This window comes from Arthrobacter sp. MDT2-16, from assembly GCF_054510925.1.
The window spans coordinates 47,727-73,697 of record NZ_JBTNDP010000009.1; the positions used below are offsets into that span (position 1 = coordinate 47,727).

The following is a 25,971-nucleotide window of genomic DNA, read 5'->3' on the forward strand; positions in this document are numbered from 1 at the left end:
CTCAGGATAGGTCCCCGGAACGCCTGGCGAGTCCGACGGCCTGGTCGACCAGGCCGTCCGCCTGCCAGTCGAGCCAGGCGACGCGCGGGTCGCCGCGGAACCAGGTCAGCTGGCGTTTGGCGAACCGCCGCGTCGCGGCGATGGTGTCCTCGACCGCGGCGGCCTCCGTCACGGACCCGTCGAGGACCTGCAGGAACTGTGCGTACCCGAGGGCGCGGGAGGCCGTCCTACCCTCCCTGAGCCCCGAGTCGGCGAGGCTCCGGACCTCCTCCGCGAGGCCGTCCCGGACCATGACCTGCACGCGCCGCGCCAGCCGGTCGCGCAGGAGGTCGCGGTCCACCGCGAGACCGATCTGCACGGTCGGCCGGTGGTACTCGCGCCGGGGCATGAAGGCGCTGAAGGGCCGTCCGCTGATCTCGTGCACCTCCAGTGCCCGTACCAGACGGCGGTCATCCCTGATGCGTCCGGCCGAGGCGGGGTCGACGGCATGCAGGCGCTCCCGGAACGCAGCGGCCCCTCCTTCGGCGAGTTCGGCCTCGAGCCGCTCCCGGACGGAGGGATCGGTGGGCGGGAACTCCAGCCGGTCCAGGGCCGCCCGGACGTACAGCCCGGACCCGCCCACGAGGATCGGGACCCTGCCCCGGTCGTGGATGCTGTCGATGATGCGGCGGGCGTCGTCCTGGTAGGCGGCGACGCTCGCCTCCTCGGTGACGTCGAGGACGTCCAGCAGGTGGTGCTCCACGCCCTGCCGCTCCGCCGGGGTCAGCTTCGCCGTGCCGATGTCCATGCCGCGGTAGAACTGCAGGGCGTCGGCGTTGACCACCTCCCCGCCGAGGCGTTGCGCCAGGGCGACGCCGAGATCCGATTTGCCCGACCCGGTGGGACCGACGACGGCGACGACCGGGAGGGTCAAAGGGCGCCGGCCCGGACGGGCAGAGACGGCATGCCCAGCGCCACCGGGCGCGGGGCGCCGCTCGGCGTGACGGGGATGCCGCAGGAGTCCGCCTGGCTGCGGTCCCACGCGTCGCCGGCGCGCGAGCGGCGGAGCGAGTACTCGGCGGGCGACGGATCGGACAGCAGGTGGAAGGACGCCGCCTCGGTGACGGGAAGCGTCACGACGTCGCCGGGTCGGGGCGTCTCGGCGCCGTCGGGCACCGAGAAGTGGACCAGGCGCTGGTCGCGTGCCCGCCCCGTGAGGCGGTGCGTCTCCGATGCCTTGCGTCCCTGCTGGTCCGTGACGAGCACCTCGACGAGCGTGCCGACCTGGCGGGCGTTCTCCTCGCGGGCGATGCGGTCCTGCAGCGCCGTCAGCCGTTCGAAGCGCTCCTGGACCACCGCCTTGGGCAGCTGGTCCGGCAGGTCCGCCGCGGGGGTCCCGGGGCGCCGGGAGTACTGGAACGTGAAGGCGGTGGCGAAGCGCGCCTGTTCGACGACGTCGAGCGTGGCCTGGAAGTCCTCCTCCGTCTCCCCGGGGAACCCGACGATGATGTCCGTCGAGATGGCAGCGTCCGGCATGCGCTCGCGGACGCGCTCGAGGATCCCGAGGAAACGGGTGGACCGGTAGGAGCGGCGCATGGCCCTGAGGACCGCGTCGGAGCCCGACTGCAGCGGCATGTGCAGCTGCGGCATCACGTTCGGCGTCTCGGCCATGGCGTCGATGACGTCGTCCGTGAACGCGGCCGGGTGGGGGCTCGTGAAGCGCACGCGCTCGAGCCCTTCGATCGAGCCGCAGGCGCGGAGCAGCTTCGCGAAGGCACCGCGGTCCCCGAACTCCACGCCGTAGGAGTTGACGTTCTGCCCCAGCAGCGTCACCTCGACGGCGCCGTCGGCCACGAGGGCCTCGATCTCGGCGAGGATCTCCCCGGGCCGGCGGTCGCGCTCCTTGCCCCGCAGCGACGGCACGATGCAGAACGTGCAGGTGTTGTTGCAGCCGACGGAGATGGACACCCAGCCCGCGTAGACGGACTCGCGCCGAGTGGGCAGCGTGGACGGGAAGACGTCGAGGGACTCGAGGATCTCGAGCTGCGCGTCCTGGTTGTGCCGGGCACGCTCGAGCAGAGCCGGCAGCGCGCCGATGTTGTGGGTCCCGAACACGGCGTCCACCCACGGCGCCCTCCGGAGGATCGTCTCCCTGTCCTTCTGGGCGAGGCAGCCGCCCACGGCGATCTGGAGGCCCGGACGTGCTTCCTTCACGGCCTTGAGGATGCCGAGATTGCCGTACAGCTTGTTGTCGGCGTTCTCACGCACGGCGCAGGTGTTGAAGACGACGACGTCGGCCTGGCCCTGCTGCACGCGGCTGAGCCCGGCGCCCTCGAGGAGGCCCGAGATGCGCTCGGAGTCATGGACGTTCATCTGGCAGCCGAAGGTGCGCACCTCGTAGGTACGGCGATGGTCGCCAGGCGCGTCCGTGGGCTCGCTGATAGTTCCGCTGGTGGTGTCGTCGAGGGGGACGGGGGCTGTCATGCTCACGCCCTCAAGCGTACGGCTGGCGGCCGGAACGCCCACAATCCTTCCGGTTCCGCTCAATCGTCGGTGCCCGCCTCGGCGATGACGTCCTTGACGATCGAGAACGCGGTACCGGGACTGTAGCCCTTGCGGGCGAGGACGCCGACGAGCCGGCGCACCTCCTTGTCGCGCACCGCACGGTCGGACAGGTCGGTGCTGCTGCGGAGCTTTCGCCTGACGACGTCACGCGCCCGCTCGTGCTCGTCCTCGTCGGAGATCTGCAGCAGGGCATCCTCCGCCAGCTCCGTCTCGATGCCCTTGTCCGCGAGCTCACGGCGCAGGGACGACCTGGACAGCGACCTGGCGGCGGTCCGGGTCCGAACCCACATGCGGGCGAACTCGGCGTCGTCGATCAACTGAACCTCTTCGAACCGGTCGAGGACGGCGGCCGCCACCGTTGCGGGGACAGCCCGCTCGGTGAGCTTGACGTCGAGCTGGTGGCGGCTCCGCGCACCGAGGGCGAGCTGGCGCAGCAGGATGGACCGCGCTTCCGATGCCCAGTCCTCGTCGCTCCTCGCGGGTGCGTCGGACCCGGGCGGCCCGTCGCCGTCAGTGCCGGCGGCCCTGCCTGCGGCTCGGCCCCTGGTGCTGCGGCCCACACGGCGCCGCCCGGGGAGCTCCTCCGCCGATGGGTCCAGGTGGACCTCCTGGGCTCCGCCCGATCCGGCGGCGTCGTGACCGGCACCATCGGGCCATTCCGGGTGGAACGCGGGATCTGCGGACCTCTCCCCTGCGTCCGGCGCATCCGCAGACAAGCCCACGACCGGGCTGAAAGGGTCGTCGAACGGGGCCCGGCGTGAACCTCCGCCACGGCCCCCGGACCGGACCCGCTTCTGACCTCCAGCGGTCCGGCCGGCGGAGGACCTGGACTGCGGGAAACCCGAACGGCCGAACGACCCCCGCCCGGTCTTCTTCGAGCCGCTGGAGCCGGACGAACCGGCCGACCCGTCACCGGAACTGCTCGTACCGGACCGGCCGAACGACCCCCGCCCGGCCGTCTTCGAGCCGCTGGAGCCGGTGGAATCGGTGCTTCCCGCCGGATCGTCCCGCGAGCTGTCCGAACCGAACCGACCGAAGGAGATCCCCCATTCGACCGGTTCGGGCCCGGTGTCGGTCGGCATGCGCCCTACTCGCCGCCGACGGCCTTGAGCTTGGGAGCCTCGACCTCTTCCTCCGGCTGCACGCCGATGCCGAGCTTGACCCTGATCTTCTGCTCGAGCTCGTCGGCCAGGCCGGGGTTGTCCCTGAGGAACTTCCGGGCGTTCTCCTTGCCCTGCCCCAGCTGATCCCCGTCGTAGGTGAACCAGGCACCGGACTTCTTCACCAGTCCGTTCTCGACGCCCACGTCGATCAGCCCGCCCTCACGGGAGATGCCGTGACCGTAGAGGATGTCGAACTCGGCCTGCTTGAAGGGCGGTGCCATCTTGTTCTTCACGATCTTGGCGCGGGTCCGGTTACCCACCGCATTCACGCCTTCCTTCAGCGTCTCGATGCGGCGCACGTCGATGCGCACCGACGCGTAGAACTTGAGCGCCTTGCCACCCGTGGTGGTCTCGGGGCTCCCGAAGAAGACGCCGATCTTCTCGCGCAGCTGGTTGATGAAGATCGCGGTGGTCTTGGTCTGGCTCAGTCGTCCTGTGATCTTCCGGAGCGCCTGGCTCATCAGGCGAGCCTGGAGGCCGACGTGGCTGTCGCCCATCTCACCCTCGATCTCGGCGCGCGGTACGAGCGCGGCGACGGAGTCGATGACGATGATGTCGATCGAACCCGATCCCACCAGCATGTCCATGATCTCGAGCGCCTGCTCACCGGTATCCGGCTGCGACACGAGCAGGGCATCGGTGTCGACGCCCAGCCTCTTGGCGTACTCGGGATCGAGGGCGTGCTCGGCGTCGATGAAGGCGGCGATCCCCCCGTTGCGCTGAGCGCTGGCGACGGCGTGGAGGGCGACGGTGGTCTTTCCGGAGGATTCCGGGCCGTAGATCTCCACGACCCTGCCACGCGGGAGGCCACCGATGCCGAGGGCGGCGTCCAGGGCGATGGAGCTGGTCGAGATGGTCTCGATGGGCGCCCGCGTCTCGTCGCCGAGACGCATCACGGATCCCTTGCCGTACTGCTTGTCGATCTGGGCGAGAGCAGCTTCGAGGGCTTTCTCGCGGTCTGGAGCGGCCATTCTTCACCTCGGTTGTCCATGGCCAACTGGCCTGTTTACGTGTTCATGACGACTGTATTAGCCTGCGCCGACAGTTTGAGGTCGGGTCACCGCTATGTGCACAGGAGCGCGCCGACTCCTCCCCCAGTATACCGCCGTCCGAACAGGTATTCGATTATTCGCGGCATCCGCGGGTGTCCGATTCCCGGCTGCGGACCGTCCCCGCGGACTCACCGGGGCCTGATGTCGCGGCCCAGCCAACGCTCCCGCGGCACGTCCTGCGCCCGGCACACCGCCTCCCATACGGCCCGCGGGTCCACCCCTGCGGCGAGTGCTTCGGCCGCGGTCCGGTCGCCGAGCCGGTCGACGACGAGATCCCTGGCGAGGGTCCTGGAGTAGCCCGCGCCGAACTCCTCGTCCATCAGTCGCCAGAAGTCGCTCAACCGCATGTGCTGTCCCTGCTCTCGTCGTCCGGCCGCGCGGCTGCCGTGGAGCCGCGCGCGTCCCTCTATTCTGCGTGTACCACCCGGCGGGTGCACCGTCGCGCCCGATCCTCCGCCCGCGCGCGGCAGCGGGCGGGGCCGCCGCGGCAGCACCGCCCCTTCGGTGCCCGCACCCCGGCACCGACGGGGCGGAAGGAGTTGGCCGCGCCATGGTGTTCCCCGCGACACGTCACCCTACAATGGCCCCATGAACGCGAAGCCGAGCACCACGGACCCCGGCCCGGGCCTTGACGCCTACCCCGGGGATGACGCCGACACCGATGCCGCCATCGAGGCGCTCGAGCAGCAGTTGAGCATGCTGTGGCGGCGGGCGCGGTCGAACTCCTACAAGGTGGCCCGCCGCGTGCACCCCGACATGGAGCCGGCAGCCTACGGGCTCCTCGTGATCCTGCAGCGCGAGGGTTCCATGCGCCTCACGGACATCGCTGCCAGCGTGGGCGTGGGCAAGCCGTCGGTCAGCCGGCAGATCGCGATGCTGGAACAGCTCGGCCTCGTGCAGAAGGAGGCCGACCCCCTGGACGGCCGTGCCCAGGCGATCTCGCTGACGGAGGCCGGGACCCGGCAGCTCGTCGCGGCGCAGCACGCCCGCAAGCAGGCGTTCCACCAGCTCATGGAGGACTGGGACGTCGACGACCTCACCCGGCTCGGCACCCTGATCGCCCAGCTGAACAACACGTACACCAAGGACAACTGGTAGCGGACGGCAGGAAGGCCCGTCCCCGAGGGGACGGGCCTTCCTTGTCGTGGGGGTACTAGCGGTTCGTGGCCGCGAGTCCCCGACGGAAGTCGTCGTTCAGATCGTCGGTGAGATCGTCCCCGAACTCCCGCGAGAACTCCTGCGGGATGGTGTCCGGGATGGACACGCCTTCTGCTTCTGCCAGGCGGTCGCTGACTTCCCGCAGCATCGAGGAGAGCGGCACCTCGAGTGCACTGCAGATTGATGAGAGGAGTTCAGAGGATGCTTCCTTCTGGCCACGCTCGACCTCGCTGAGGTATCCGAGGGAGACCCTCGCACTGTGCGACACCTCACGCAGAGTCCGGCCCTGGCGCTGGCGGACGTCGCGGAGGACATCGCCGATCTCATGGCGAAGAACTACCATTTTGCGCTCCTTGGGCTTGCGTTGTGCATCCTCTGCCAACCCCACATCACGCCAACGGACGACGCCGTTTACGGACACGGGCTGCTTTACCATCTGTATCGCCTTGCTCCCTCATGAATGCGGCACCGTCCTGATCGACGTGTGCCACGTGATGATGACCTGCCCGAGCTGCTTGAGCCTGAGTCGCCAACCCTACCAACGGCCGGCACTGTTTATAACTACCCCTGCCCGCCGTTTGTTCCCCTGGACAGTGCTCCGAGGAGCTCGCCGAGCACGGCATCCCGCGAAGCGGCCCTGATCTCGTCGCGGGTCCCGGCGAAGTGGTGTTCGAACGATTCCGTGCCCTCGGCGCTCGAGATCGCTGTGAACACGGTGCCGACGGGCTTGCCCTCGTGCGCCGACGGGCCGGCGACGCCGGTGGTCGCGATACCGATGTCGGCCGAGAGCGCGGACCGCGCCCCCTCCGCCATCGCCGCGGCGACGCGGGCATCCACGGCACCGGCGCTCGCGAGGAGCTGCGCATCGACCCTCAGGAGGTTCTGCTTGACGGACACCTGATATGCCACTATGCCGCCCTGCAGCACGGACGAGGCGCCCGGCACCTCGGCGAGGGCTGCGGCGACCATCCCCGCCGTGAGCGACTCGGCCGTGGCCACCGTGAGTCCCCGCCGTGCCGCGAGGGCGACGACGTCCGATGCCGGCCGCACCCCCGTCACTTGCGGGCGCTCGCCCGCAACCGGATCGCCTGGACGATGTAGTCGACGCCGGTCACCACGGTGATGGCGACGGCGGCCGCCATGACGGCCGCGGCGACCCACCACGCCCAGTCCCCCACGAGGGCCTGCAGCGGGATCAGGAACAGCAGGATGGCGACGGTCTGGACCACGGTCTTGAGCTTGCCGCCGCGCGAGGCCGGCATGACGCCGTACCGGATCACGGCGAAGCGCAACAGCGTGATGCCCACCTCTCGGACGAGGATGACGACGGTCACCCACCACCAGAGCTCGCCCAGGACCGACAGCAGCACCAGGGCGGATCCGATGAGCAGCTTGTCGGCGATCGGGTCGGCGATCTTGCCGAAGTCCGTGATGAGCCCCCTGCTGCGGGCCAGGTCGCCGTCGAGCTTGTCCGTGTAGATCGCGACCACGAAGGTGAGGACGGCGAGCCAGCGGAACAGCCCGGCGCGCCCGTCGTCGAGCAGCAGGAACCAGATGAAGAAGGGGACCAGCAGGATTCGCACGACCGTGAGGACGTTCGCGATGTTCAGGACCGGCACCGCCGGGCTCGGGGAGCTGTTCACCGTCTCAGGCTACCTGCCGGTGAGGTTCCAGGCGTCCTCGCCGTCCTCGTCGGCGGACCCCCCGGTCGCATCCGCGCCGTCGTAGTAGTCGACGGCCTGCGGCCTGGAGGCGAGGTCCTCGGCCACGAGGTCCACCGGCGCCTGTGGGGGGCGCGGCTGGGCCACCGGCTCGTCGCCGCGCATGGCCGCAAGCACCGGCTCGAGGTCGTCGGGCTTGACCAGCACGTCGCGGGCCTTGGAGCCCTCGGACGGGCCGACGACGCCGCGGGACTCGAGGAGGTCCATGAGCCGCCCGGCCTTCGCGAATCCGACCCGCAGCTTGCGCTGCAACATCGACGTGGACCCGAACTGCGTGGTGACCACCAGCTCGGTGGCCTGCAGCAGGACGTCGAGGTCGTCCCCGATGTCGTCGTCGATCTGCTTCTTCGGCGCCTCGACCGCCACGTCCTCGCGGTAGGTGGCCTGGAGCTGGCCCTTGACGTGCTCGACGACGCGGTGGATCTCGGACTCGGTGACCCAGGCACCCTGGACGCGCATGGGCTTGGAGGCGCCCATGGGCAGGAAAAGCGCGTCGCCCTGACCGATCAGCTTCTCGGCGCCCGGCTGGTCGAGGACCACGCGGGAGTCGGTGACGGACGACGTCGCGAACGCCATGCGGGACGGGACGTTCGCCTTGATCAGGCCGGTGACGACGTCGACGGACGGCCGCTGCGTGGCGAGCACGAGGTGGATGCCGGCGGCGCGCGCGAGCTGCGTGATCCTGACGATGGAGTCCTCGACGTCGCGCGGCGCGACCATCATGAGGTCGGCGAGCTCGTCCACGATGACCAGGAGGTACGGGTAGGGGCGCACGACGCGCTTGGAGCCCTCGGGCGGGACGACCTTCCCGTTGCGGACCGCCTTGTTGAAGTCGTCGATGTGCTTGTACCCGAAGTTCGCGAGGTCGTCGTAGCGGGTGTCCATCTCCCGGACGACCCATTGCAGCGCCTCGGCGGCCTTCTTGGGGTTCGTGATGATCGGGGTGATCAGGTGCGGTACGCCCTCGTAGGCCGTCAGCTCCACGCGCTTTGGGTCGACCATGACCATGCGCACCTCGTCGGGCGTGGAACGCATGAGGATGGACGTGATCATCGAGTTCACGAAGGACGACTTGCCGGCACCCGTGGCACCGGCCACGAGCAGGTGGGGCATCTTGGCGAGGTTCGCGACGACGAACCCGCCCTCGACGTCCTTGCCCACGCCCATGACCATCGGGTGCTCGGTCTTCCGGGCGTTGCCGGAGCGCAGCACGTCGCCGAGCGACACCGTCTCGCGGTCGGTGTTGGGGATCTCGATGCCGATGGCGGACTTGCCGGGGATGGGCGAGAGGATCCGGACGTCGGAGCTCGCGACGGCGTAGGAGATGTTCTTCGACAGGGCCGTGACGCGCTCCACCTTGGTGCCCGGGGCGAGCTCGATCTCGTAGCGCGTCACCGTGGGGCCACGGGAGAAGCCCGTCACCTTGGCGTCCACGTTGAACTGGTCGAGGGTGTGGGTCAGGGCGGCGACGACGGCGTCGTTGGCCTCCGAGCGTTCCTTCGGCGGCGTGCCGGCCGGCAGGTAGTCCGACGGCGGCAGCGTGTACGCGACGTCGCCGGCGAGCTGGAGCTGCTCGGTGCGCTGCGGGATGGGCGTCGGCGGGACCTGCGGCTGCACGGGGGTGGAGGGGACGATGAGCGCCTTCGCGGCGGGGACGACGTCGATCGCCTCGGTGGCCCCCTCGGGGGCGCGCTCCGGTGCCGGTGCCGCGGGCCGGCGGCTGGTCGAGGAGCGCTTGAGCTCCTCGGCGGCCAGTTCCTGCTTGGTGGGGCGACGGACGCCGGGGGGAACGGCCGCCTCGGCCTCGCGGGCCCGGCGCTCCTCGTCCTCGATGACGGCGCGCTCGAACGCCTCGTCGCCCACGTAGCCGTCGGCGTCATCCGCGCCTGCGCCGTGCTCGGCGTCGAAGGGTTCGTCGGTCCTGTCCTTGCCGAACAGGCGCTTGCGCTTCTTCGGCTCCGGCTTGGCCGTGGCACCGTGCGTCTCGTAGAGGTAGCTCTGGTCGTGCCCGTCGTCGCGCTTGTGGCCGGCGTCGTCGGGGTCCTGGCCCATCAGGTGCTCGTAGAGCGAACGCAGGCGGGCGGGGATGTGGCGGAAGGGCGTCGCGGTGACGATCAGCAGGCCGAGGAGGACCACGAGGGCGAGCAGGACGCCGACGGGCCACGCCGTGAGGACGGAGCTGAGGGGACCGGCCGTGAGGAAGCCCACCACGCCGCCGGCTCGCCAGAGCGCGTCGAGCCCGTCCGAGAGGGCGGGCCCCCCACCGACGAGGTGCGCGATGCCCGATCCGGCGAAGAGGATGACGAGCAGGCCGATGCTGATGCGGTTGTTGGCCCGGTGGCGCTCCGGGTACCGGAAGAGGCGCACGGCGCCGATACCGAGCAGGAACGGCAGGAGCAGGGCCATCCAGCCGAAGGTGCCGCCGGCCGCGGCGTGCACGATGTCGGCGGGAAGGCCCGTCAGTGCCCACCACTCGACGGCGGCGACGGCGAGGGCCAGCAGGAGGAGGAAGAAGCCGGAGCCGTCGCGGCGCAGCTCCCGCTCAGGGGTGACGGCGTGCCCGAAGACCCGGACGCCGGACGCGGCGGCGCCCGCCATGCCCATCCAGACGGCCTGGACGGCCCTCAGCGGGAGCGCGGGGCGGTCCTCGTGCCGGGGCTCCGGCGGGGCCGGCGCCTGCCGGGACTTCGCCGGGGGACGCGCACTCCCCTTCGCCGAGGACCCTCCTGCTGCCTTGGTCCGGGGGGCCGCGCCGACGGCGGACGCTCCCCTGCTGCGGGTCTGGTGCTGGCCCCGCGGGGCAGGGGTCGTTCGAGTGGCCATGCCCTTCACGGTACCGGACGGCGCATCCGAACCGACGGATCTCCGGTTCCTGACGGATCGGGGCGACCGGGCGGAGGGAGGCGGCGGATACCCCGGATCAGGCCTCGAGGACCACCGGGATGATCATGGGACGCCTGCGGTAGCGGCGGTTGACCCACGTGCCGACGGTGCGCCGGACCACCTGCTGCAGCTGGTACGTGGTGTGGTCGGTGGTGTTCGTCACGGCGTCCTCGAGGGCCGCGCTGATCTTCGGCGTGATCTCGTCGAACACGGAGTCGTCCTCGGCGAAGCCGCGGGCGTGGATGTCCGGGCCCGAGACGATCTTCCCGGTGGTGCGGTTCACGACCGTGATGATCGAGATGAAGCCCTCCTCGCCGAGGATGCGCCGGTCCTTGAGGTCGGCGTCCGTGATCTCGCCGACGCTGGAGCCGTCCACGTACACGTAGCCGCACTCCACGGTGCCCACCACGCGGGCCGTGCCGTCCACGAGGTCGATGACCGAGCCGTCCTCGGTGAGCAGGACGTTCGACGCCGGCACGCCCGTCTGCTCCGCGAGCCGGCCGTTGGCGATGAGGTGCCGCGTCTCGCCGTGCACCGGCATCACGTTCCTCGGCCGCAGGATGTTGTAGCAGTAGAGCAGCTCCCCGGCGGCGGCGTGGCCGGAGACGTGAACCTTCGCGTTGCCCTTGTGGATGACGTCGGCGCCGAGCTTCAGGAGCCCGTTGATCACGCGGTACACCGCGTTCTCGTTGCCGGGGATCAGCGACGACGCCAGGATCACGGTGTCGCCGCGGCCCACCGTGATGCGGTGGTCGCCGTTGGCCATGCGCGACAGCGCCGCCATGGGCTCGCCCTGGGAGCCGGTGGACATCAGGACCACGCGGTCGTCGGGCAGGTCGTCGACGTTCTTGATGTCCACGAGGATCCCGGCCGGGACCTTCAGGTAGCCGAGCTTCTCGGCGATCGCCATGTTGCGCACCATCGAGCGACCGGCGAAGCAGACGAAGCGCCCGTGGGCGTGCGCGGCATCGAGCACCTGCTGCACGCGGTGCACGTGGGAGGAGAAGGACGCCACGATGATGCGTTTCCTCACCTGCCCGAACAGGTTCTCGAGGACCGGCCCGATCTCGCGTTCGGCGGTGGTGAAGCCGGGCACGTCGGCGTTCGTGGAGTCCACCATGAACAGGTCCACGCCCTCCTCGCCGAGGCGGGCGAAGGCACGCAGGTCGGTGATGCGGCCGTCCAGGGGCAGCTGGTCCATCTTGAAGTCGCCCGTGTGCAGGACCGTGCCGGCCTCGGTGCGCAGGAACACCGCGAGGGCGTCCGGGATGGAGTGGTTGACCGCGACGAACTCGCACTCGAACGGTCCGAGCTGTTCGATCTGCCCCTCGGAGACCGTGAGCGTGTACGGCCGGATGCGGTGCTCCTGCAGCTTCGCCTCGATGAGCGCGAGCGTCAGCTGCGAGCCGATGATCGGGATGTCGGCCTTCAGGCGCAGCAGGTACGGGACCGCGCCGATGTGGTCCTCGTGGCCGTGCGTGAGGACGAGGCCGACGACGTCGTCGAGCCGGTCCTCGATGTAGGAGAAGTCCGGCAGGATGAGGTCCACGCCGGGCTGGTTCTCCTCGGGGAACAGGACGCCGCAGTCGACGATCAGCAGCTTGCCGTGGATCTCGAAGACCGCCATGTTCCGGCCGATCTCGCCGAGGCCGCCCAGCGGCACCACCCGCAGGGTGCCCGGCTCGAGGGCGGGTGGCAGTTCGCGCAGGGCCGGTCCCGTACCGCCGTGCTCGCTCATGCCCGCGCGTCCCGCCGGACCCCGAGGGCGGACAGGTCCCACCCGGCCTCGGCGAGGTCGGCGAGGACCGGCTCCAGTTCGCGCGCATCGGGCTCCACGAGAGGCAGTCGCACGACGGCGTTCGGCAGCACCCCCTGCAGGTGCAGGATGTGCTTGGCGGAGATGGCGCCCGGGATGTGCGTCATGACGGCGCGGATCACGGGGTCGAGCTCGAAGTGGACCCGGCGCGCCTCGACGAAGTCGCCCGCTGCCGCGGCGTCGACGAGCGCCCGGAAGGCGGTGGTCGCGACGTGCGCGGTGACGCTGACGACGCCGACGGCGCCCGCGGCCATCCACGGGAGGGTGAGGCCGTCGTCACCGGAGTAGACGTCGAGGTCGGTGGCGGCGAGGACCTGCGTGATGGCGCCGAAGTCGGCCTTCGCGTCCTTCAGGGCACCGATCCTGGGGTTCTCGGCGAGCCGGAGCATCGTCTCGGTGGTGATGGGGATGGCGGACCGGCCGGGGATGTCATAGATCATGATCGGCAGGTCGGTCGCGGCGGCGACCGCCTCGAAGTGTGCCAGCACGCCGGGCTGCGTGGGCTTGTTGTAGTACGGCGTCACGACCAGCTGCGCGTGGGCACCGGCCCGCTCGGCTCGCCGGGCCATCTCGACGGAGTGCGAGGTGTGGTTCGTGCCCGTGCCGGCGATGACGCGGGCACGGTCCCCCACCGTCTCGACGACCACGCGGTAGAGGTCCTCCTTCTCGGAGTCCTCCAGCGTGGAGGTCTCCCCGGTGGTGCCGGAGACCACCAGACCGTCGCAGCCGTCATCGACGAGCCGGGCGGCGAGGGCGGCCGTCGCGTCGAAGTCGACGGCGCCGTCGGCGGTGAACGGTGTGACCATCGCCGTCACGAGGGAACCGAACGGGAGGGTGCGCGAGGGGGTGTCAGCCATGGGTGAAACGTTACCCGTTCGCGGGGTGGGCGGCGGCAAGGGCACCCCGCCCGGCGCATCCTGGCAGGGGTCGGGCACAGGCCGGGCCGGGGCGCCTGTGGGACCATGGCGGGATGCACACGAAGTCCGCTCCCCGGCGGCTGACCGGGATCGACGCAGCCCGCGGCGTGGCGCTCTTCGGCATGATGAGCACCCACGTCCTCCCGCTCTACACGCCCGGCACCACCGAGGCCACGTGGACGGCCCTGCTCTTCTCGGGACGCGCGTCGGGGCTGTTCGCCGTCGTCGCCGGGATCGGTCTGGCCCTGCTGACGGGCGGCCGGTTCCCGCACCGCGACCGGACGCTGTCCGCGGACCGGCGCGGCATCGCGGTGCGCGCCGTGATCATCGCCCTGGTCGGACTGGTGCTCGGCGGGGTCGAGACGAACATCGCGATCATCCTCTTCCACTACGGTGTGCTCTTCCTCCTCGCGCTGCCCTTCACGGGCCTCCGGACGGGTCCCCTCGCCGCCTGGGCCGCGGGCTGGGTGGTGCTCGCTCCCGTCGCGGCGTACCTGCTGCGCCCGGTGGTGGCCGGGAGCGTGGTCCCGGCGTCGGTGGGCGGCAATCCCCTCTTCGAGCACTTCCTCGTGCCGCAGACGCTGGCCGCGGACGTCCTCCTGACCGGGTACTACCCGGTGCTGCAGTGGCTCGGCTTCCTCCTGATCGGCATGGTGATCGGTCGGCTGGACCTCTCGCGCCTCGGCGTGCAGCTGGGCCTCCTCGTCGCGGGGATCATCGCGGCGGTCGGCGCCCGCCTCGTCAGCGCGCAGCTCCTCGGTCCGGGCGGAGGGCTCGCGGCGCTCCTGCAGACACCCGACGGGCGCCGCTACCCGCTCGAGGCGATGCTCGACGTCGGGCTCGCCGGCGTGGACCAGTCCGGCTCCTGGTGGTGGCTGGCCGTGAGCGCACCCCACTCGGGGACCACCCTGGACCTGGTGCACGTGGCCGGGTCGGCCGCCGCCGTTATCGCCGTGTGCCTGCTGCTGACCCGGCAGTTCCCGCAGGCGCTCCTGCCGCTGTCGGCTCCCGGGGCCATGACGCTGACCCTCTACAGCCTGCACATCTGCGTGATGAGCTGGGCGGACCAGCTCGTGCCGCTGCCGGACCCGCTGCAGCTGTTCTGGGTGCAGGTGCTCGCCGCGGTCGCCCTCGGCATCCTCTTCCAGCGCCTGCACGCCCGCGGGCCGCTGGAGCTGCTGACCTCCGGTGCCGCGAACGCCGCGCGCGAGGGCCACGCCGAGGTGCGGCGCTGACCACCCGCCGGCTGCCCGGTCAGGCGCCGGCGCCGTCCTGTCGGTACAGCTTCGCGGCGTCGCGCATGGCCCGCCGGGCGCGCTTGCGGTCTCCCGCGGCGTCGTAGGCGCACGAGAGACGGAACCAGGTGCGCCAGTTCTCCGGGTCCGCCTCGGCCTCCGCCTGGTAGGCGGGGAACGCCGCGTCCGCGGCGGAACGCACGATCCGGCCGGAGGGCGCCCTCGGGAGGTCGTCGACCGGCAGGCCGCCCTCGGCCTCGAGCCGGCGCGCCATGCGCTGCGTCTGCGCCCCGAAGAGCAGTTCGCGGATCAGCGCCCAGGCGCCGATGCACGGCAGCAGGAGGTAGGCGGCTCCGATGGCCTTCGCGACCGGCTCCGGATCGCCGAGCAGCAGGAAGCTGCGCTGGAAGGCGACGGCGAGCCAGAAGACGAGCAGGGCCGTGATGAGCAGAACGCCGAGCTTTGCCTGATGCTGCCGGTAGAACTCCACTGCGGTCACCGGGCCCCGCCGGTCGGCAGGTCCAGGTAGCCGTCGAGCCCCACGGTCAGGCCGGGGTGGTCGGCGACGGACCGGATGCCGAGGAGCACGCCGGGCATGAAGGACGCGCGGTCGTAGGAGTCGTGCCGGATGGTCAGCTGCTCCCCCGGGCTGCCCAGCAGCACCTCCTGGTGCGCCGTGAGCCCGCGCAGGCGGACCGAGTGCACCGGGACGCCGTCGATCCCGGCTCCGCGGGCGCCGTCGAGCATCTCGCGTGTCGCGTCGGGAGCCTGCGGCACGCCCGCTGCTGCGCGGGCGGCGGCGACGAGCCGTGCGGTCCGGACGGCGGTGCCGGAGGGCGCGTCCACCTTGTCGGGGTGGTGCAGCTCCACGATCTCGACGGACTCGAAGTACCGTGCGGCGGCCGCGGCGAAGGCCGTGGCGAGCACGGAGCCGAGGGCGAAGTTCGGTGCGATCAGCACGCCCGTGCCGGGGCTGCCGGCCAGCAGCGTCTCCAGGCGGGTTAGGCGCTCGTCCGTCCAGCCGGTGGTCCCGACCACGGCATGCATGCCGTGCTCGACGGCGAAGGACACGTTCCCGACGGTGGCGTCCGGGACGGTGAGGTCGACGACGACGCGCGCGCCGGCGGACAGGAGCGAGTCGAGCGGGTCGCTGCTGCCGAGGGCCGCGACGAGCTCCAGGTCGGCAGCGGCCTCGACGGCGCGCACGGCCTCGGAGCCCATGCGGCCGCGGGCGCCCAGGACGGCCACGGGCAGGTGTTCGGTCATGCCCCCAACCCTACTGTTCCCCTGCGCCAACCCACTCCACGGTCCCGTCCGTGAAGAACTGCTCCTTCCAGATGGGCACGCGTTCCTTGACGAGGTCCACGAGGTCCGAGCAGGCCCGGAACGCCTCCCCGCGGTGCGCGGCGCCGACGGCGGCGACGAGCGCCTGGTCGCCGATGGCCAGGGGGCCGATCCGGTGGGCCACCCAGATGCGGACGCCGTCGTGGCGGGCGGCGATCTCCTCGGCGACCTCGCGGATCACCCGCTCGGCGCTCGGGTGGGCGGAGTAGCTCAGGGACGTGACGGAGCGCCCGCCGTCGTGGTCCCGCACCACGCCGCTGAAGCCGACCACGGCCCCGCAGTACGGGGAGTCGACACCGGCGTGGGCCTCCTCGGGGGTGATCGGGGTGGCGGCGACGGCTGCGTGGATCACTTCACCGGTGGTCATGGTGGCCCTCCAGCTGGGAGCAGATGTGGTCGATGAGCGGTGCGAGGACGGCGAGCCCGTCGCGCACCCCGCCGGGTGATCCGGGCAGGTTGAGGACGAAGGTCGTGCCCGCGGTGCCCGCCAGCCCGCGGCTGAGGACGGCGGTGGGGACCGCGTCCGCACCTGCCCGGCGGATGGCCTCCATGATGCCGGGGAGGCTGCGGGTGAGGTAGGGGGCGGTCTGCTCGGGGGTGGCGTCGTCGGGGCTCAGGCCGGTCCCCCCGCTCGTGATCAGGACCGCCGGGCGCGCCTCGAGCGCGGCGCCGATCGCGGACCCGACGGCGTCGCCGTCGGGCACCACGACGGCGTCCGTGACGGCGAAGCCGTGCCGGTAGAGCCACTCGGCGATCGCGGGCCCGCACTCGTCCTGATAGATGCCGGCGGCCGCCCGGGTGGAGGCGATGACCACGGCGGCGGTGCGGAGAGCGGTCATATGGTCCAGTCCCCGCTCTTGCCGCCGGACTTCGACACCACGCGCGTGCCGTTGATGACCGCGTGCTTGTCGACGGCCTTGATCATGTCGTACAGCGTCAGGGCCGCCACGGACGCCGCCGTGAGCGCCTCCATCTCGACGCCCGTGAGCGCGGTGGTCCGCACGAGCGCGATGATCCGGACGGCGCCGCCGTCGGGCTCGAAGTCCACGGTCACCTTGGACAGCGGGAGCGGGTGGCACAGCGGGATGAGCGAGGACGTCTGCTTCGCGGCCATGATGCCGGCGATCCGGGCGACGGCGAGGGCGTCGCCCTTCGGCAGGTCCCCCTCTGTGATGAGGGCGACGACGTCGGGCGTGGTCTCGAGCGTCGCCTCGGCGACGGCCTGGCGGACGGTGGCCTGCTTGCCGGAGACGTCGACCATGTGGGCGGTGCCGTCGGCGCGGACGTGCGACAGCGCGTCCGCGGGCGGCGGGGTGGGAGGTGGGGTGCTCATGGCTGGATCCTTTCTGCGGAGTCCATTCAACCAGTGCCGGCCGCATCCGTACCGGCCTCGTCCAGCACGAGCACGTCCTCGACGGCGAAGGGGTCCGTGGGCACCGGGCCCATGAGCGTGACCTCGACGCGGTCTCCCGGGGCGAGCGCGGCGACGCCCTCCGGGACGTGCACCAGGCAGTTGGAGGCGGCGAGGGCGTGCAGGAGATGGGAGTCGGGCCCGCCGACGAGTGCCACCTTGCCGTCGCGGTAGAGCCCGCGCCGCAGCTGGTGCTTCGCGCGGGGACTGTCGAGGGCGTCGACGAGGACTGCCTCCAGCACCGGGCGCGGGGCGGGCACGCCGGTCAGCTGGTGCAGGGCCGGGCGCAGGAACATCTCGAACGAGACGATCGCACTGACGGGGTTGCCGGGGAACCCGAGGAACGGGATGCCCGAGATGGTGCCGTGGGCCTGCGGGCCACCCGGTTGCATCGCGACGGAGGAGAACTCCACGCTGCTGTCGGCCAGCGCCTGCTTCACCACCTCGTACGCACCCTGGCTGATGCCTCCCGTGGAGAGGACCAGGTGGGTGCTGCCGGCGGGGATGGCCCCGAAGGCGTCGCGCAGCACCGCCGGGTCGTCGCCGAGGAGCCTGTGGCGGGAGACCTCGGCCCCGGCCTCGCGCAGGGCCGCCTCCAGGAGCGTGGTGTTGGCGTCGTAGATCGAGCCGGGGGCCAGCGGGGCGCCGGGCTCGGCGACCTCGTCACCCGTGGAGAGCAGCAGCACGCGGAAGCGGGGACGGACGGGCACCTCGCCGACACCGCACGCGGCGAGGAGACCGAGCTGGGCGGGGCCGAGCAGCGTGCCTGCCCGGAGCGCCGCCTCCCCCTCGGCGATGTCGCTGCCGGCGTTCCGGACGAACAGGCCGGCGTCGATGCCGGCGGGGAGCCGGACGGTGACGGGTCCGCGGGCCCTGTCCGTGGCGGAGTGGAACTGCGCCGGGTCGGCGCGTTCGATGGGCACCACGGCGGCGGCGCCCTCGGGCAGCATGGCGCCCGTCATGATCGGCGCGGCGGTGCCCGGTGCCAGGGGCGGCGGCACGGAGCCGGCGGGGATGGCGTCGGCGACCTCGAAGGCGTCCCTGCCGGCGAGGTCGTCGGCGTGGACAGCGTAGCCGTCCATCTGGGAATTGGCGAAGGGCGGCAGGCTCACCGGCGCGGCGACGTCCCCGGCCAGTGCCCGACCCAGCGCCGCGGCGAGCGGCAGGACCTCTGCCCCGGCACCGTCGTACCCGCTGCTCCAGCGCAGGAGCCCGGCGACGGCGGCCCGGTGTTCGTCGACGGTTCTTCTCATGGCTGCCTTCCGCGTCGGCCGGCGGCCCGGTGCAGGAGGGCCGACCCGGTGGTCTAGGTCACCGTGAACGTTACCGTGTGCAGTCCCTCCGCCCCGTCAGGCGCCGGCTCCACGGACGCCTCGGATTGGACGTCCCCCGTGCGGTCGACGGCACGTGCCTGGAGCGTGTGGGAGCCGGCGTCCAGCCGCAGCGTGGTGCTGTACTGGCACCAGGTGTCGGCGGAGATCGGCCGGGCGAGTGTCGCGCGCTGCCAAGGGCCGCCGTCGACCCTCACCTCCACGGCCTCCACTCCCCGTCGCTGGGCCCAGGCCACGCCGCCCACGACGACGTCGCCCGCCGGGATGCGCGCGCCGGAGCGCGGGACGTCGATGCGGGAGGAGGTCTTGACGGGGCCCCGCTCGGACCAGCCGCGCGTGGACCAGTACGCGCGGTCGTCGGCGAAGCGGGTGACCTTCAGCTCGCTCACCCACTTCGTCGCGGACACGAAACCGTAGAGTCCGGGGACCACGAGCCGGACCGGGAAGCCGTGCTCGACCGGCAGGGCTTCGCCGTTCATGCCGACCGCGAGCAGGGAGTCGCGTGCGTCGGTCAGGGCCTCCAGGGGCGTGCCGGCGGTGAACCCGTCGACGCTCCGCGACAGCACCATGTCCGCGCCCGCCTGCACGCCGGCGCGGGCCAGGAGCTCGCGGACCGGCCAGCCGAGCCAGCGGGCGTTGCCCGTGAGGTCCCCGCCCACGGTGTTGGACACGCACGCGAGGGTGATGTGGCGCTCGATGAGGGGCAGGGCGAGCAGTTCGTCGAGCGTGATCTCCACCTCGCGGTCCACGAGCCCGGTGACCTTCAGGGACCACTGCGCCGGATCGACGACGGGTACCACGAGGGCGGTGTCGATCCGGTAGAAGTCGTCGGAGGGCGTCACCAGCTCCGTGATGCCCTCCATCTCGAGGTCCGCGCCGTCGGGGACGACGGACCCCTCGGGAGGCGGGGTGACGTCCGCAGGGGCGGGAAGGCGGAGGGCGGCGCGCTGCTGCGCCACCGTGGTCTGCGACGAGCGCACCCCGGCAGCCGCGGCGCCCGTCGCGGCAGCCACCACCGCCGCGCCTCCCGCGCCCTGCAGGAACCGCCGGCGTGCCGGGGTGGAGCCCTCGGTGTCGGTCCCGGCCGCCCTGGTCCAGGACCCGAGAGAGCGCACGAGGGCATCGAGGACGAGCACCGCCAGCACCGCGGCGAGAACGGGCGCCACGAAGGACACCAGGGAGGACTGCGGGCGCGATGCCACGGCGAGGACGCCGAGGACGCCGAAGGCGAGGACCACCGCCCGACCGGCGAAACGCCTGCGGTGCTCCAGCACGCCGGCGACGAGGGCGAGGACCGCGATGACGAGCGCGATCGCCCCCAGCAGGACCGCCTTGTCCGCGGTGCCGAACCAGGCGATGGCCCAGTCCTTCACGCCCGGCGGCAGGCCGTCGATCACGGCGGAGCCGACGGCGCTGACCGGCGTCACGGAGGGACTCAGGGCGGCCGCGGCCAGCTCCCCGCCGATCACACCGAGCCCGACGGCGAGGGCGCCCGACACCGCCGCCCATGTCCGCTGTCGAATCATTCCTGCCTTCCCCTGGGATCCCGGCGACGGCGCGTTGCCGGGCAGGGACCCACCGTTACACGACTGCCGCCCCCACCCGGTTCCCCGGTCCTGTCGGGGCGGCCCTCCTACCCCATTCCGGCGCCGAGGACCAGCCGGGGCGTCCCCTGCCGCCCGGATAGGGCGCCGCCTGCCGGAGGGCGTACCCTCGTTCCATGGGAGTACACCTGGGGATGCCGCGCGGTGCCCACGCTGCCACTGCGGACGCAGGCCGGGGACTCCTGGACATCCACGGCCGGCAGGCGACCGACATGCGCCTGTCCCTCACGGACAAGTGCAACCTGCGGTGCACCTACTGCATGCCCGCCGAGGGCCTCAACTGGCTGCAGAAAGACCAGGTGCTCTCCCGCGAGGAGATCGTACGGCTGGTCCGCATCGGCGTCGATCTGCTCGGGATCCGCGAACTGCGCCTCACCGGCGGGGAACCGCTCGTGCGCGCAGACCTGCTGGAGATCATCCGGGACATCCGCACGGGACATCCCGCGCTGCCCATCTCCATGACCACCAACGCCCTGGGCCTGGACCGCCGGGCCGTGCAGCTCAAGGACGCCGGCCTGACGCGCATCAACGTCTCGATGGACTCCCTGCACCCCGAGACGTTTGCGCAACTGACCCGGCGACCCTTCCTGGACCGCGTCCTCAAGGGCATCGAGGCCGCGGCGGACGCCGGTCTCGGGCTCGTGAAGATCAACGCGGTGCTCATGCGCGGCATCAACGACCACGAGGCGCCCGAGCTCGTGGCATGGGCGGTGGCCCGCGGCTTCGAGCTGCGTTTCATCGAGCAGATGCCCCTGGACGCCGACCACGGCTGGACGAAGGAGGGCATGGTCACGGCCGCCGAGATGCGCGCGCTCGTCGAGACCCGCTTCGTCCTCACCCCCGATCCGCGCACGCGCGACGGCGCCCCCGCCGAGCGGTGGGAGGTCCGGGCCAGGGAGACCCCCGACGTCGTCCTCGGCACCGTGGGCATCATCGCGTCGGTGACCGAACCCTTCTGCGCCGACTGCCGCCGCACGCGCGTCACCGCGGAGGGCAGGGTGATGAGCTGCCTCTTCTCCCGCGAGGAGACCGACCTGCGGGGGCTCCTGCGCTCCGGCGCGGACGACGACGCCGTCGCCCGGCGCTGGCGCGAGGCCATGTGGCTGAAGCCCCGCGCGCACGGCATGGATCATACGGGCCTCGGCGCCGAGGACTTCGTGCAGCCCGACCGGTCGATGAGCGCCATCGGTGGCTGACGTGCTGGTGCGGTACTTCGGTGCGGCCAGGGCCGCGACGGGCGTGGACGAGGAGCGCCTGCCCGGCGGACGGACCCTCGCCGCGGTGCTCGACGGGCTGCGCGAGCGTCCTTCCGCAGCGGGCGCCCCGTCCCTCGCGAGGGTCCTGGAGCGCAGCAGCTTCCTGCTCAACGAGGTGGCGTTGCGCGATCCCGCGACCGTCCTGCAGGACGACGACGTGCTCGACGTCCTGCCGCCCTTCGCCGGCGGCTGACCGCGCCCTTCAGCGCGTGAAGTCGGCCTCGGAGTCGAACGGCCCGACGACGACCGTGGTGCGCGGTGCGGCCGCGAGCTCACGGGCCAGCGACTGCACCTCCCCGGCCGTGACGGACCGGATCCGGTCGAGCGAGGTGTCCATGTCGACGAACTCCCCCGACACCAGTTCCGAGCGACCGAGGCGGGACATGCGGGAGCTACTGTCCTCCAGGGCCATGACGAGCCCGCCCGAGAGCTGCCCGACGGCCTTGCGGAGCTCCTCGGCGTCGATGCCGTCGGCGGCCAGCCGGTCCAGTTCGGCGCCGAGGAGCGCGATGACCTGCCCCGTCTTGGCGGGCGAGCAGCCGGCGTACATGCCGAAGTAGCCGGCGTCGGCGTAGGAGGCCGAGAAGGAGTAGGTGGAGTAGACCAGGCCTCGCTTCTCCCGGATCTCCTGGAAGAGGCGGGAGGACATGCCGCCGCCGAGGACGGCGTTCAGGACGCTCATGGCGAAGCGGCGCTCGTCGGTGGCGGTGAGGGACGGGCAGCCGATGAGGATGTTGGACTGCTCGACGGCCCGGCGGATCACGTGGGTACCCGTGGCGCCCTGCACCTGGGCCTCGGTGGTGGATCGGCGCGCGACCGGCAGGGCGCCCTCGTCGAGCGTCCACCCCGCTGTCTCGAGTGCCTCCTGCACGAGCCGGCAGACGACGTCGTGGTCGAGGCCTCCGGCGGCGGTGACCACCAGTTCGGCGGGCGTGTAGTAGCGCCGGTAGTGGGCGAGGACGGACTCCCGCGGAACCGCACGGATGGCCTCGGGGGTCCCGCCGATGGGTCGGCCGAGCGGGTGGTCGCCCAGCACGAGCTCCACGAACTTCTCGTGGGCGACGTCCGCCGGGTCGTCGCTGTCCATCGCGATCTCCTCGAGGATGACGTCGCGCTCCTGCTCGAGCTCTTCCGGGTCGAGCACGGCCGAGGTCACCATGTCCGCGATGACGTCGATGGCCATGGGCAGGTCCGAGTCCAGCACCCGCGCGTAGTAGCAGGTGTTCTCCTTCGCGGTGGCCGCGTTCGATTCGCCGCCCACCTCGTCGAAGGCGGACGCGATGTCCATGGCGCTGCGGCGCGAGGTTCCCTTGAACAGCAGGTGCTCGAGGAAGTGCGTGCTGCCGTGCTGGCCCTCGGCCTCGTCACGGGAACCGACGCCCACCCAGAAGCCGATCGTCGCCGAACGCTGCCCCGGCATCGCCTCGGTGAGCACGCGCACTCCCCCGGGCAGCACGCTGCGGCGCACGACGTTGCCTCCTGGATCGCCCGACACGAAGGTGGGGTCGAGGCCGTCGGACCCCGTGCGGGGCGTCGGCAGCAGGGGCAGGGACACTACGGAGGACAGGGACATGCCGGTCTTTCTGGGAGTTCTGGGAAGGCCGACGGCCCCGGCGCCGACCGAGTTCGATCGGTAGGCGCCGGGGCCGCAGGCCATGGGCCGCTCAGGTCGAGCGGGCGACGGATCAGTCGTCGTCGCCCGCTGCCGGCTCGGGCAGTTCGATACCGGCGTCCTCGGACGTCGCTGCGGACTCCTCGGCGACGACGGGCGAGAGCGAGAGCTTTCCGCGGTCGTCGACCTTGGTGATCTCGACCTGGACCTTCTGGCCCACGGAGACGATCTCGTCGACGTTGTCGACGCGCTTGCCGCCGGCGAGCTTGCGCAGCTCGGAGATGTGCAGGAGGCCGTCCTTGCCCGGGGTCAGCGAGACGAAGGCGCCGAACGTCGTGGTCTTGACGACCGTGCCCAGGTAGCGCTCACCGATCTCGGGGACCTGCGGGTTCGCGATGGCGTTCACGGCGGCGCGGGCGGCCTCGGCCGACTCGCCGTTCGTGGCGCCGATCAGCACGGTGCCGTCGTCCTCGATGGAGATGTCCGCTCCGGTGTCCTCCTGGATCTGGTTGATCATCTTGCCCTTGGGGCCGATGACCTCGCCGATCTTGTCCACGGGGATCTTGACCGAGATGATGCGCGGCGCGAACTCGGAGAGCTCGTCCGGGGCGTCGATCGCGGCCTGCAGGACACCGAGGATGTGCAGGCGCGCCTCGCGCGCCTGCTTCAGCGCGGCGGCGAGCACCGAGGCGGGGATGCCGTCGAGCTTGGTGTCGAGCTGGATCGCGGTGACGAACTCGGACGTGCCGGCGACCTTGAAGTCCATGTCGCCGAAGGCGTCCTCGGCTCCCAGGATGTCGGTCAGCGCCGCGTAGCGCGTCTGGCCGTCGACGACGTCGGACACGAGGCCCATGGCGATGCCCGCGACGGGCGCCCGGAGGGGCACGCCCGCGTTGAGCAGCGACAGCGTGGAGGCGCAGACCGAGCCCATGGACGTCGAGCCGTTGGAGCTCAGCGCCTCGGAGACCTGGCGGATCGCGTAGGGGAACTCCTCGCGGGTCGGCAGGACGGGCACGAGGGCGCGCTCTGCCAGTGCTCCGTGGCCGATCTCGCGGCGCTTCGGCGAACCGACGCGGCCGGTCTCACCGGTGGAGTAGGGCGGGAAGTTGTAGTTGTGCATGTAGCGCTTGCGCGTGACGGGCGACAGCGAGTCGATCTGCTGCTCCATCTTGAGCATGTTCAGCGTGGTGACGCCCATGATTTGGGTCTCGCCGCGCTCGAAGATCGCGGAGCCGTGCACGCGCGGCAGGACCTCGACCTCGGCGGTGAGCTTGCGGATGTCGCTCAGGCCACGGCCGTCGATACGGACCTGGTCCTTGAGGATGCGCTGGCGGACGACGGCCTTGTTGAGCGAGCGGAAGGCTGCGGACAGCTCCTTCTCGCGTCCCTCGAACTGGCCGCCGAGGGCGTCCATGAGCTCGGACTTCAGGGCGTCGGTCGCGGCGCCGCGCTCCTGCTTGTCGGCGATCTGGAAGACCTGCGTGAGCTTCTCGGACCCGGCGGCCTCGATCGCCTCGTACACGTCGTCCTGGTAGTCCAGGAAGATCGGGAACTCGACGGTCGGCTTCGCGGCGCGGCCCGCGAGGTCTGCCTGCGCCTCGCACAGGGCGCGGATGAAGGGCTTCGCGGCCTCGAGGCCGTCGGCGACGATCTCCTCGGTGGGGGCCGTAGCGCCGTTCTCCTTGATGAGGGTCCAGGAGTTGTCGGTGGCCTCGGCCTCGACCATCATGATCGCGACGTCGTCACCGGCGATGCGTCCGGCGACGACCATGTCGAAGACGGAGTTCTCGAGCTCGGAGTGCTTGGGGAAGGCGATCCACTGGTCGGCGCCGCTGCCGTCGGACACGAGGGCCACGCGCACGCCGCCGATTGGGCCGGAGAAGGGCAGGCCGGACAGCTGGGTGGACATGGAGGCCGCGTTGATGGCGACGACGTCGTAGCGGACGTCGGGGTTGATCGCGAGGACGGTCACGACGACCTGGACCTCGTTGCGCAGGCCCTTGACGAACGCGGGGCGCAGCGGGCGGTCCATGAGGCGGCAGGCGAGGATGGCCTCAGTGGAGGGGCGGCCCTCGCGGCGGAAGAACGAGCCCGGGATGCGGCCCGCGGCGTACATGCGCTCCTCGACGTCGACCGTCAGGGGGAAGAAGTCGAAGCCTTCGCGCGGCTGCTTGCCCGCGGTGGTGGCCGAGAGCAGTGCGGTGTCCTCGTCGATGTAGACCATGGCGGAGCCGGCGGCCTGCTGGGCGAGGCGCCCGGTCTCGAAGCGGACGGTGCGTGTTCCGAAGCGACCGTTGTCGATCACTGCTTCGGCGAACTGGATTTCGGGACCCTCCAAGAGAGTCACCTCCGTTTCTGGGGTATCGGAGGCAATCGGCACCCGTCGTGGGTTCCGTCCCTGCTGGACGGCCCACAGCACCCGGTCTTCGATCGAGATCCACGGATCAGCATCGTCTCGATGCGTTCCGGAGACCACTACCGAGGACCGCGAATGCGCGGTGCCGGTCGACTCCTGTTGTGCGTTGTCATTCCTGCTGGTGCAGGTTTTCCTTGCCGGTGGTGCTGGTCGTCACCCCAGCGCAGAAAGGCGGCTTCCTCCCCGAGGGGAGGATGCCGCCTTCCGATGCTGGTTATCGACGCAGGCCGAGGCGCTCGATGAGCGACCGGTACCGCGCGATGTCGGTGTCCCGCAGGTAGTCCAGCAGGCGACGGCGGCGGCCGACGAGAAGAAGCAGGCCACGACGCGTGTGGTGGTCGTGCTTGTGCATCTTCAGGTGCTCGGTCAGGTCGAGGATGCGGCGGGAGAGCATCGCGATCTGCACCTCGGGTGAACCGGTGTCACCTTCGGCGAGGGCGTACTGCTTGATGATCTCCTGCTTGATGGCGGCGTCAAGGGCCACGAGTAACTCCTAGAGTTGTACCGT

The 25,971-nt window shown here is 71.4% G+C and carries 25 protein-coding genes; 4 read left to right on the top strand and 21 right to left on the bottom strand.

Going from position 1 to position 25,971, the window contains the following annotated elements; all coding sequences use genetic code 11:
- Position 1 precedes the first annotated feature (1 nt).
- The 5 genes from miaA to ACX80N_RS15105 all read right to left on the bottom strand — a co-directional run bounded on the left by miaA (position 2) and on the right by ACX80N_RS15105 (position 5,106).
- Complete coding sequence (gene miaA / locus ACX80N_RS15085) at positions 2-913, bottom strand: tRNA (adenosine(37)-N6)-dimethylallyltransferase MiaA (protein WP_459340046.1); 912 nt, start codon at positions 911-913, stop codon at positions 2-4.
- Complete coding sequence (gene miaB, locus ACX80N_RS15090) at positions 910-2,469, bottom strand: tRNA (N6-isopentenyl adenosine(37)-C2)-methylthiotransferase MiaB (protein WP_459340047.1); 1,560 nt, start codon at positions 2,467-2,469, stop codon at positions 910-912. The genes miaA and miaB overlap by 4 nt, the downstream gene beginning before the upstream one ends.
- A 53-nt stretch (positions 2,470-2,522) precedes the next feature.
- The gene (locus tag ACX80N_RS15095; RefSeq protein WP_459340048.1) at positions 2,523-3,626 is read right to left on the bottom strand and encodes a regulatory protein RecX; all 1,104 of its coding nucleotides are present in this window, start codon (positions 3,624-3,626) and stop codon (positions 2,523-2,525) included.
- 5 nt (positions 3,627-3,631) lie between these two features.
- Positions 3,632-4,678 carry a recombinase RecA gene (gene recA, locus ACX80N_RS15100; RefSeq protein WP_105031581.1) on the bottom strand — a complete coding sequence of 349 codons (1,047 nt, stop codon included), beginning with the start codon at positions 4,676-4,678 and terminating at the stop codon, positions 3,632-3,634.
- A 209-nt stretch (positions 4,679-4,887) separates the two neighbouring features.
- Positions 4,888-5,106 (bottom strand): DUF3046 domain-containing protein, encoded by a 219-nt coding sequence (locus ACX80N_RS15105; protein WP_105031580.1) that lies wholly within the window; start codon positions 5,104-5,106, stop codon positions 4,888-4,890.
- A 241-nt stretch (positions 5,107-5,347) separates the two neighbouring features.
- Here ACX80N_RS15105 and ACX80N_RS15110 point away from each other — a divergent pair, with 241 nt between their 5' ends.
- Positions 5,348-5,857, top strand: coding sequence for a MarR family winged helix-turn-helix transcriptional regulator (locus ACX80N_RS15110; RefSeq protein WP_459340049.1), 510 nt, complete (start codon positions 5,348-5,350; stop codon positions 5,855-5,857).
- 55 nt (positions 5,858-5,912) lie between these two features.
- Here the strand turns inward: ACX80N_RS15110 and ACX80N_RS15115 are convergent, their stop codons facing one another.
- The 6 genes from ACX80N_RS15115 to dapA form a co-directional block, all read right to left on the bottom strand.
- Positions 5,913-6,353: a helix-turn-helix domain-containing protein gene (locus ACX80N_RS15115; protein ID WP_105031578.1), complete on the bottom strand. Its 441-nt coding sequence runs from the start codon at positions 6,351-6,353 to the stop codon at positions 5,913-5,915.
- 125 nt (positions 6,354-6,478) lie between these two features.
- The gene (locus ACX80N_RS15120) at positions 6,479-6,967 is read right to left on the bottom strand and encodes a CinA family protein (RefSeq protein ID WP_459340050.1); all 489 of its coding nucleotides are present in this window, start codon (positions 6,965-6,967) and stop codon (positions 6,479-6,481) included.
- A gap of 5 nt (positions 6,968-6,972) precedes the next feature.
- Positions 6,973-7,560 (bottom strand): CDP-diacylglycerol--glycerol-3-phosphate 3-phosphatidyltransferase, encoded by a 588-nt coding sequence (gene pgsA / locus ACX80N_RS15125; protein ID WP_105031576.1) that lies wholly within the window; start codon positions 7,558-7,560, stop codon positions 6,973-6,975.
- Positions 7,561-7,569: 9 nt separating this feature from the next.
- Positions 7,570-10,461: an FtsK/SpoIIIE family DNA translocase gene (locus ACX80N_RS15130; RefSeq protein ID WP_105031575.1), complete on the bottom strand. Its 2,892-nt coding sequence runs from the start codon at positions 10,459-10,461 to the stop codon at positions 7,570-7,572.
- A gap of 97 nt (positions 10,462-10,558) precedes the next feature.
- The gene (locus tag ACX80N_RS15135; protein WP_459340051.1) at positions 10,559-12,259 is read right to left on the bottom strand and encodes a ribonuclease J; all 1,701 of its coding nucleotides are present in this window, start codon (positions 12,257-12,259) and stop codon (positions 10,559-10,561) included.
- The gene (gene dapA, locus ACX80N_RS15140; protein ID WP_459340052.1) at positions 12,256-13,194 is read right to left on the bottom strand and encodes a 4-hydroxy-tetrahydrodipicolinate synthase; all 939 of its coding nucleotides are present in this window, start codon (positions 13,192-13,194) and stop codon (positions 12,256-12,258) included. Before dapA ends, ACX80N_RS15135 begins: the two co-directional genes overlap by 4 nt.
- Positions 13,195-13,307: 113 nt before the next feature.
- Between dapA and ACX80N_RS15145 the strand changes: the two genes are divergently transcribed.
- Positions 13,308-14,489, top strand: a complete 1,182-nt coding sequence (locus tag ACX80N_RS15145; protein ID WP_459340053.1) for a heparan-alpha-glucosaminide N-acetyltransferase domain-containing protein — start codon at positions 13,308-13,310, stop codon at positions 14,487-14,489.
- Positions 14,490-14,508: 19 nt separating this feature from the next.
- Here the strand turns inward: ACX80N_RS15145 and ACX80N_RS15150 are convergent, their stop codons facing one another.
- From ACX80N_RS15150 to ACX80N_RS15180, 7 genes are read right to left on the bottom strand one after another with little or no spacing between them, the layout of a single operon-like run.
- Positions 14,509-14,988, bottom strand: a complete 480-nt coding sequence (locus tag ACX80N_RS15150) for a hypothetical protein (RefSeq protein ID WP_459340054.1) — start codon at positions 14,986-14,988, stop codon at positions 14,509-14,511.
- On the bottom strand, positions 14,985-15,755 hold the full coding sequence (gene dapB, locus ACX80N_RS15155; protein ID WP_459340055.1) for a 4-hydroxy-tetrahydrodipicolinate reductase: 771 nt from the start codon (positions 15,753-15,755) through the stop codon (positions 14,985-14,987). Before dapB ends, ACX80N_RS15150 begins: the two co-directional genes overlap by 4 nt.
- Before the next feature lie 10 nt (positions 15,756-15,765).
- Positions 15,766-16,200, bottom strand: coding sequence for a molybdenum cofactor biosynthesis protein MoaE (locus tag ACX80N_RS15160; protein WP_459340056.1), 435 nt, complete (start codon positions 16,198-16,200; stop codon positions 15,766-15,768).
- Entirely contained in the window at positions 16,187-16,672 is a 486-nt protein-coding gene (locus tag ACX80N_RS15165; RefSeq protein WP_459340057.1) for a MogA/MoaB family molybdenum cofactor biosynthesis protein, read from the bottom strand. The genes ACX80N_RS15160 and ACX80N_RS15165 overlap by 14 nt, the downstream gene beginning before the upstream one ends.
- Positions 16,669-17,166, bottom strand: coding sequence for a cyclic pyranopterin monophosphate synthase MoaC (gene moaC, locus ACX80N_RS15170; RefSeq protein ID WP_459340058.1), 498 nt, complete (start codon positions 17,164-17,166; stop codon positions 16,669-16,671). Before moaC ends, ACX80N_RS15165 begins: the two co-directional genes overlap by 4 nt.
- Before the next feature lie 26 nt (positions 17,167-17,192).
- Positions 17,193-18,497, bottom strand: a complete 1,305-nt coding sequence (locus ACX80N_RS15175; protein ID WP_459340059.1) for a molybdopterin molybdotransferase MoeA — start codon at positions 18,495-18,497, stop codon at positions 17,193-17,195.
- 53 nt (positions 18,498-18,550) lie between these two features.
- A complete protein-coding gene (locus ACX80N_RS15180) occupies positions 18,551-20,101 on the bottom strand; it encodes a molybdopterin-dependent oxidoreductase (protein WP_459340060.1) in 1,551 nt (516 codons plus the stop codon).
- A gap of 194 nt (positions 20,102-20,295) precedes the next feature.
- Here ACX80N_RS15180 and moaA point away from each other — a divergent pair, with 194 nt between their 5' ends.
- Both moaA and ACX80N_RS15190 read left to right on the top strand, forming a co-directional pair.
- On the top strand, positions 20,296-21,375 hold the full coding sequence (gene moaA, locus ACX80N_RS15185) for a GTP 3',8-cyclase MoaA (protein ID WP_459340061.1): 1,080 nt from the start codon (positions 20,296-20,298) through the stop codon (positions 21,373-21,375).
- Between the two features lies 1 nt (position 21,376).
- On the top strand, positions 21,377-21,628 hold the full coding sequence (locus ACX80N_RS15190; RefSeq protein ID WP_105031676.1) for a MoaD/ThiS family protein: 252 nt from the start codon (positions 21,377-21,379) through the stop codon (positions 21,626-21,628).
- Between the two features lie 9 nt (positions 21,629-21,637).
- Here ACX80N_RS15190 and ACX80N_RS15195 read toward each other — a convergent pair whose 3' ends face one another.
- The 3 genes from ACX80N_RS15195 to rpsO form a co-directional block, all read right to left on the bottom strand.
- Complete coding sequence (locus ACX80N_RS15195; RefSeq protein WP_459340062.1) at positions 21,638-23,008, bottom strand: M16 family metallopeptidase; 1,371 nt, start codon at positions 23,006-23,008, stop codon at positions 21,638-21,640.
- 112 nt (positions 23,009-23,120) lie between these two features.
- Complete coding sequence (locus tag ACX80N_RS15200; protein WP_459340063.1) at positions 23,121-25,385, bottom strand: polyribonucleotide nucleotidyltransferase; 2,265 nt, start codon at positions 25,383-25,385, stop codon at positions 23,121-23,123.
- 292 nt (positions 25,386-25,677) lie between these two features.
- Positions 25,678-25,947, bottom strand: a complete 270-nt coding sequence (gene rpsO / locus ACX80N_RS15205; protein WP_105031561.1) for a 30S ribosomal protein S15 — start codon at positions 25,945-25,947, stop codon at positions 25,678-25,680.
- Positions 25,948-25,971 lie beyond the last annotated feature (24 nt).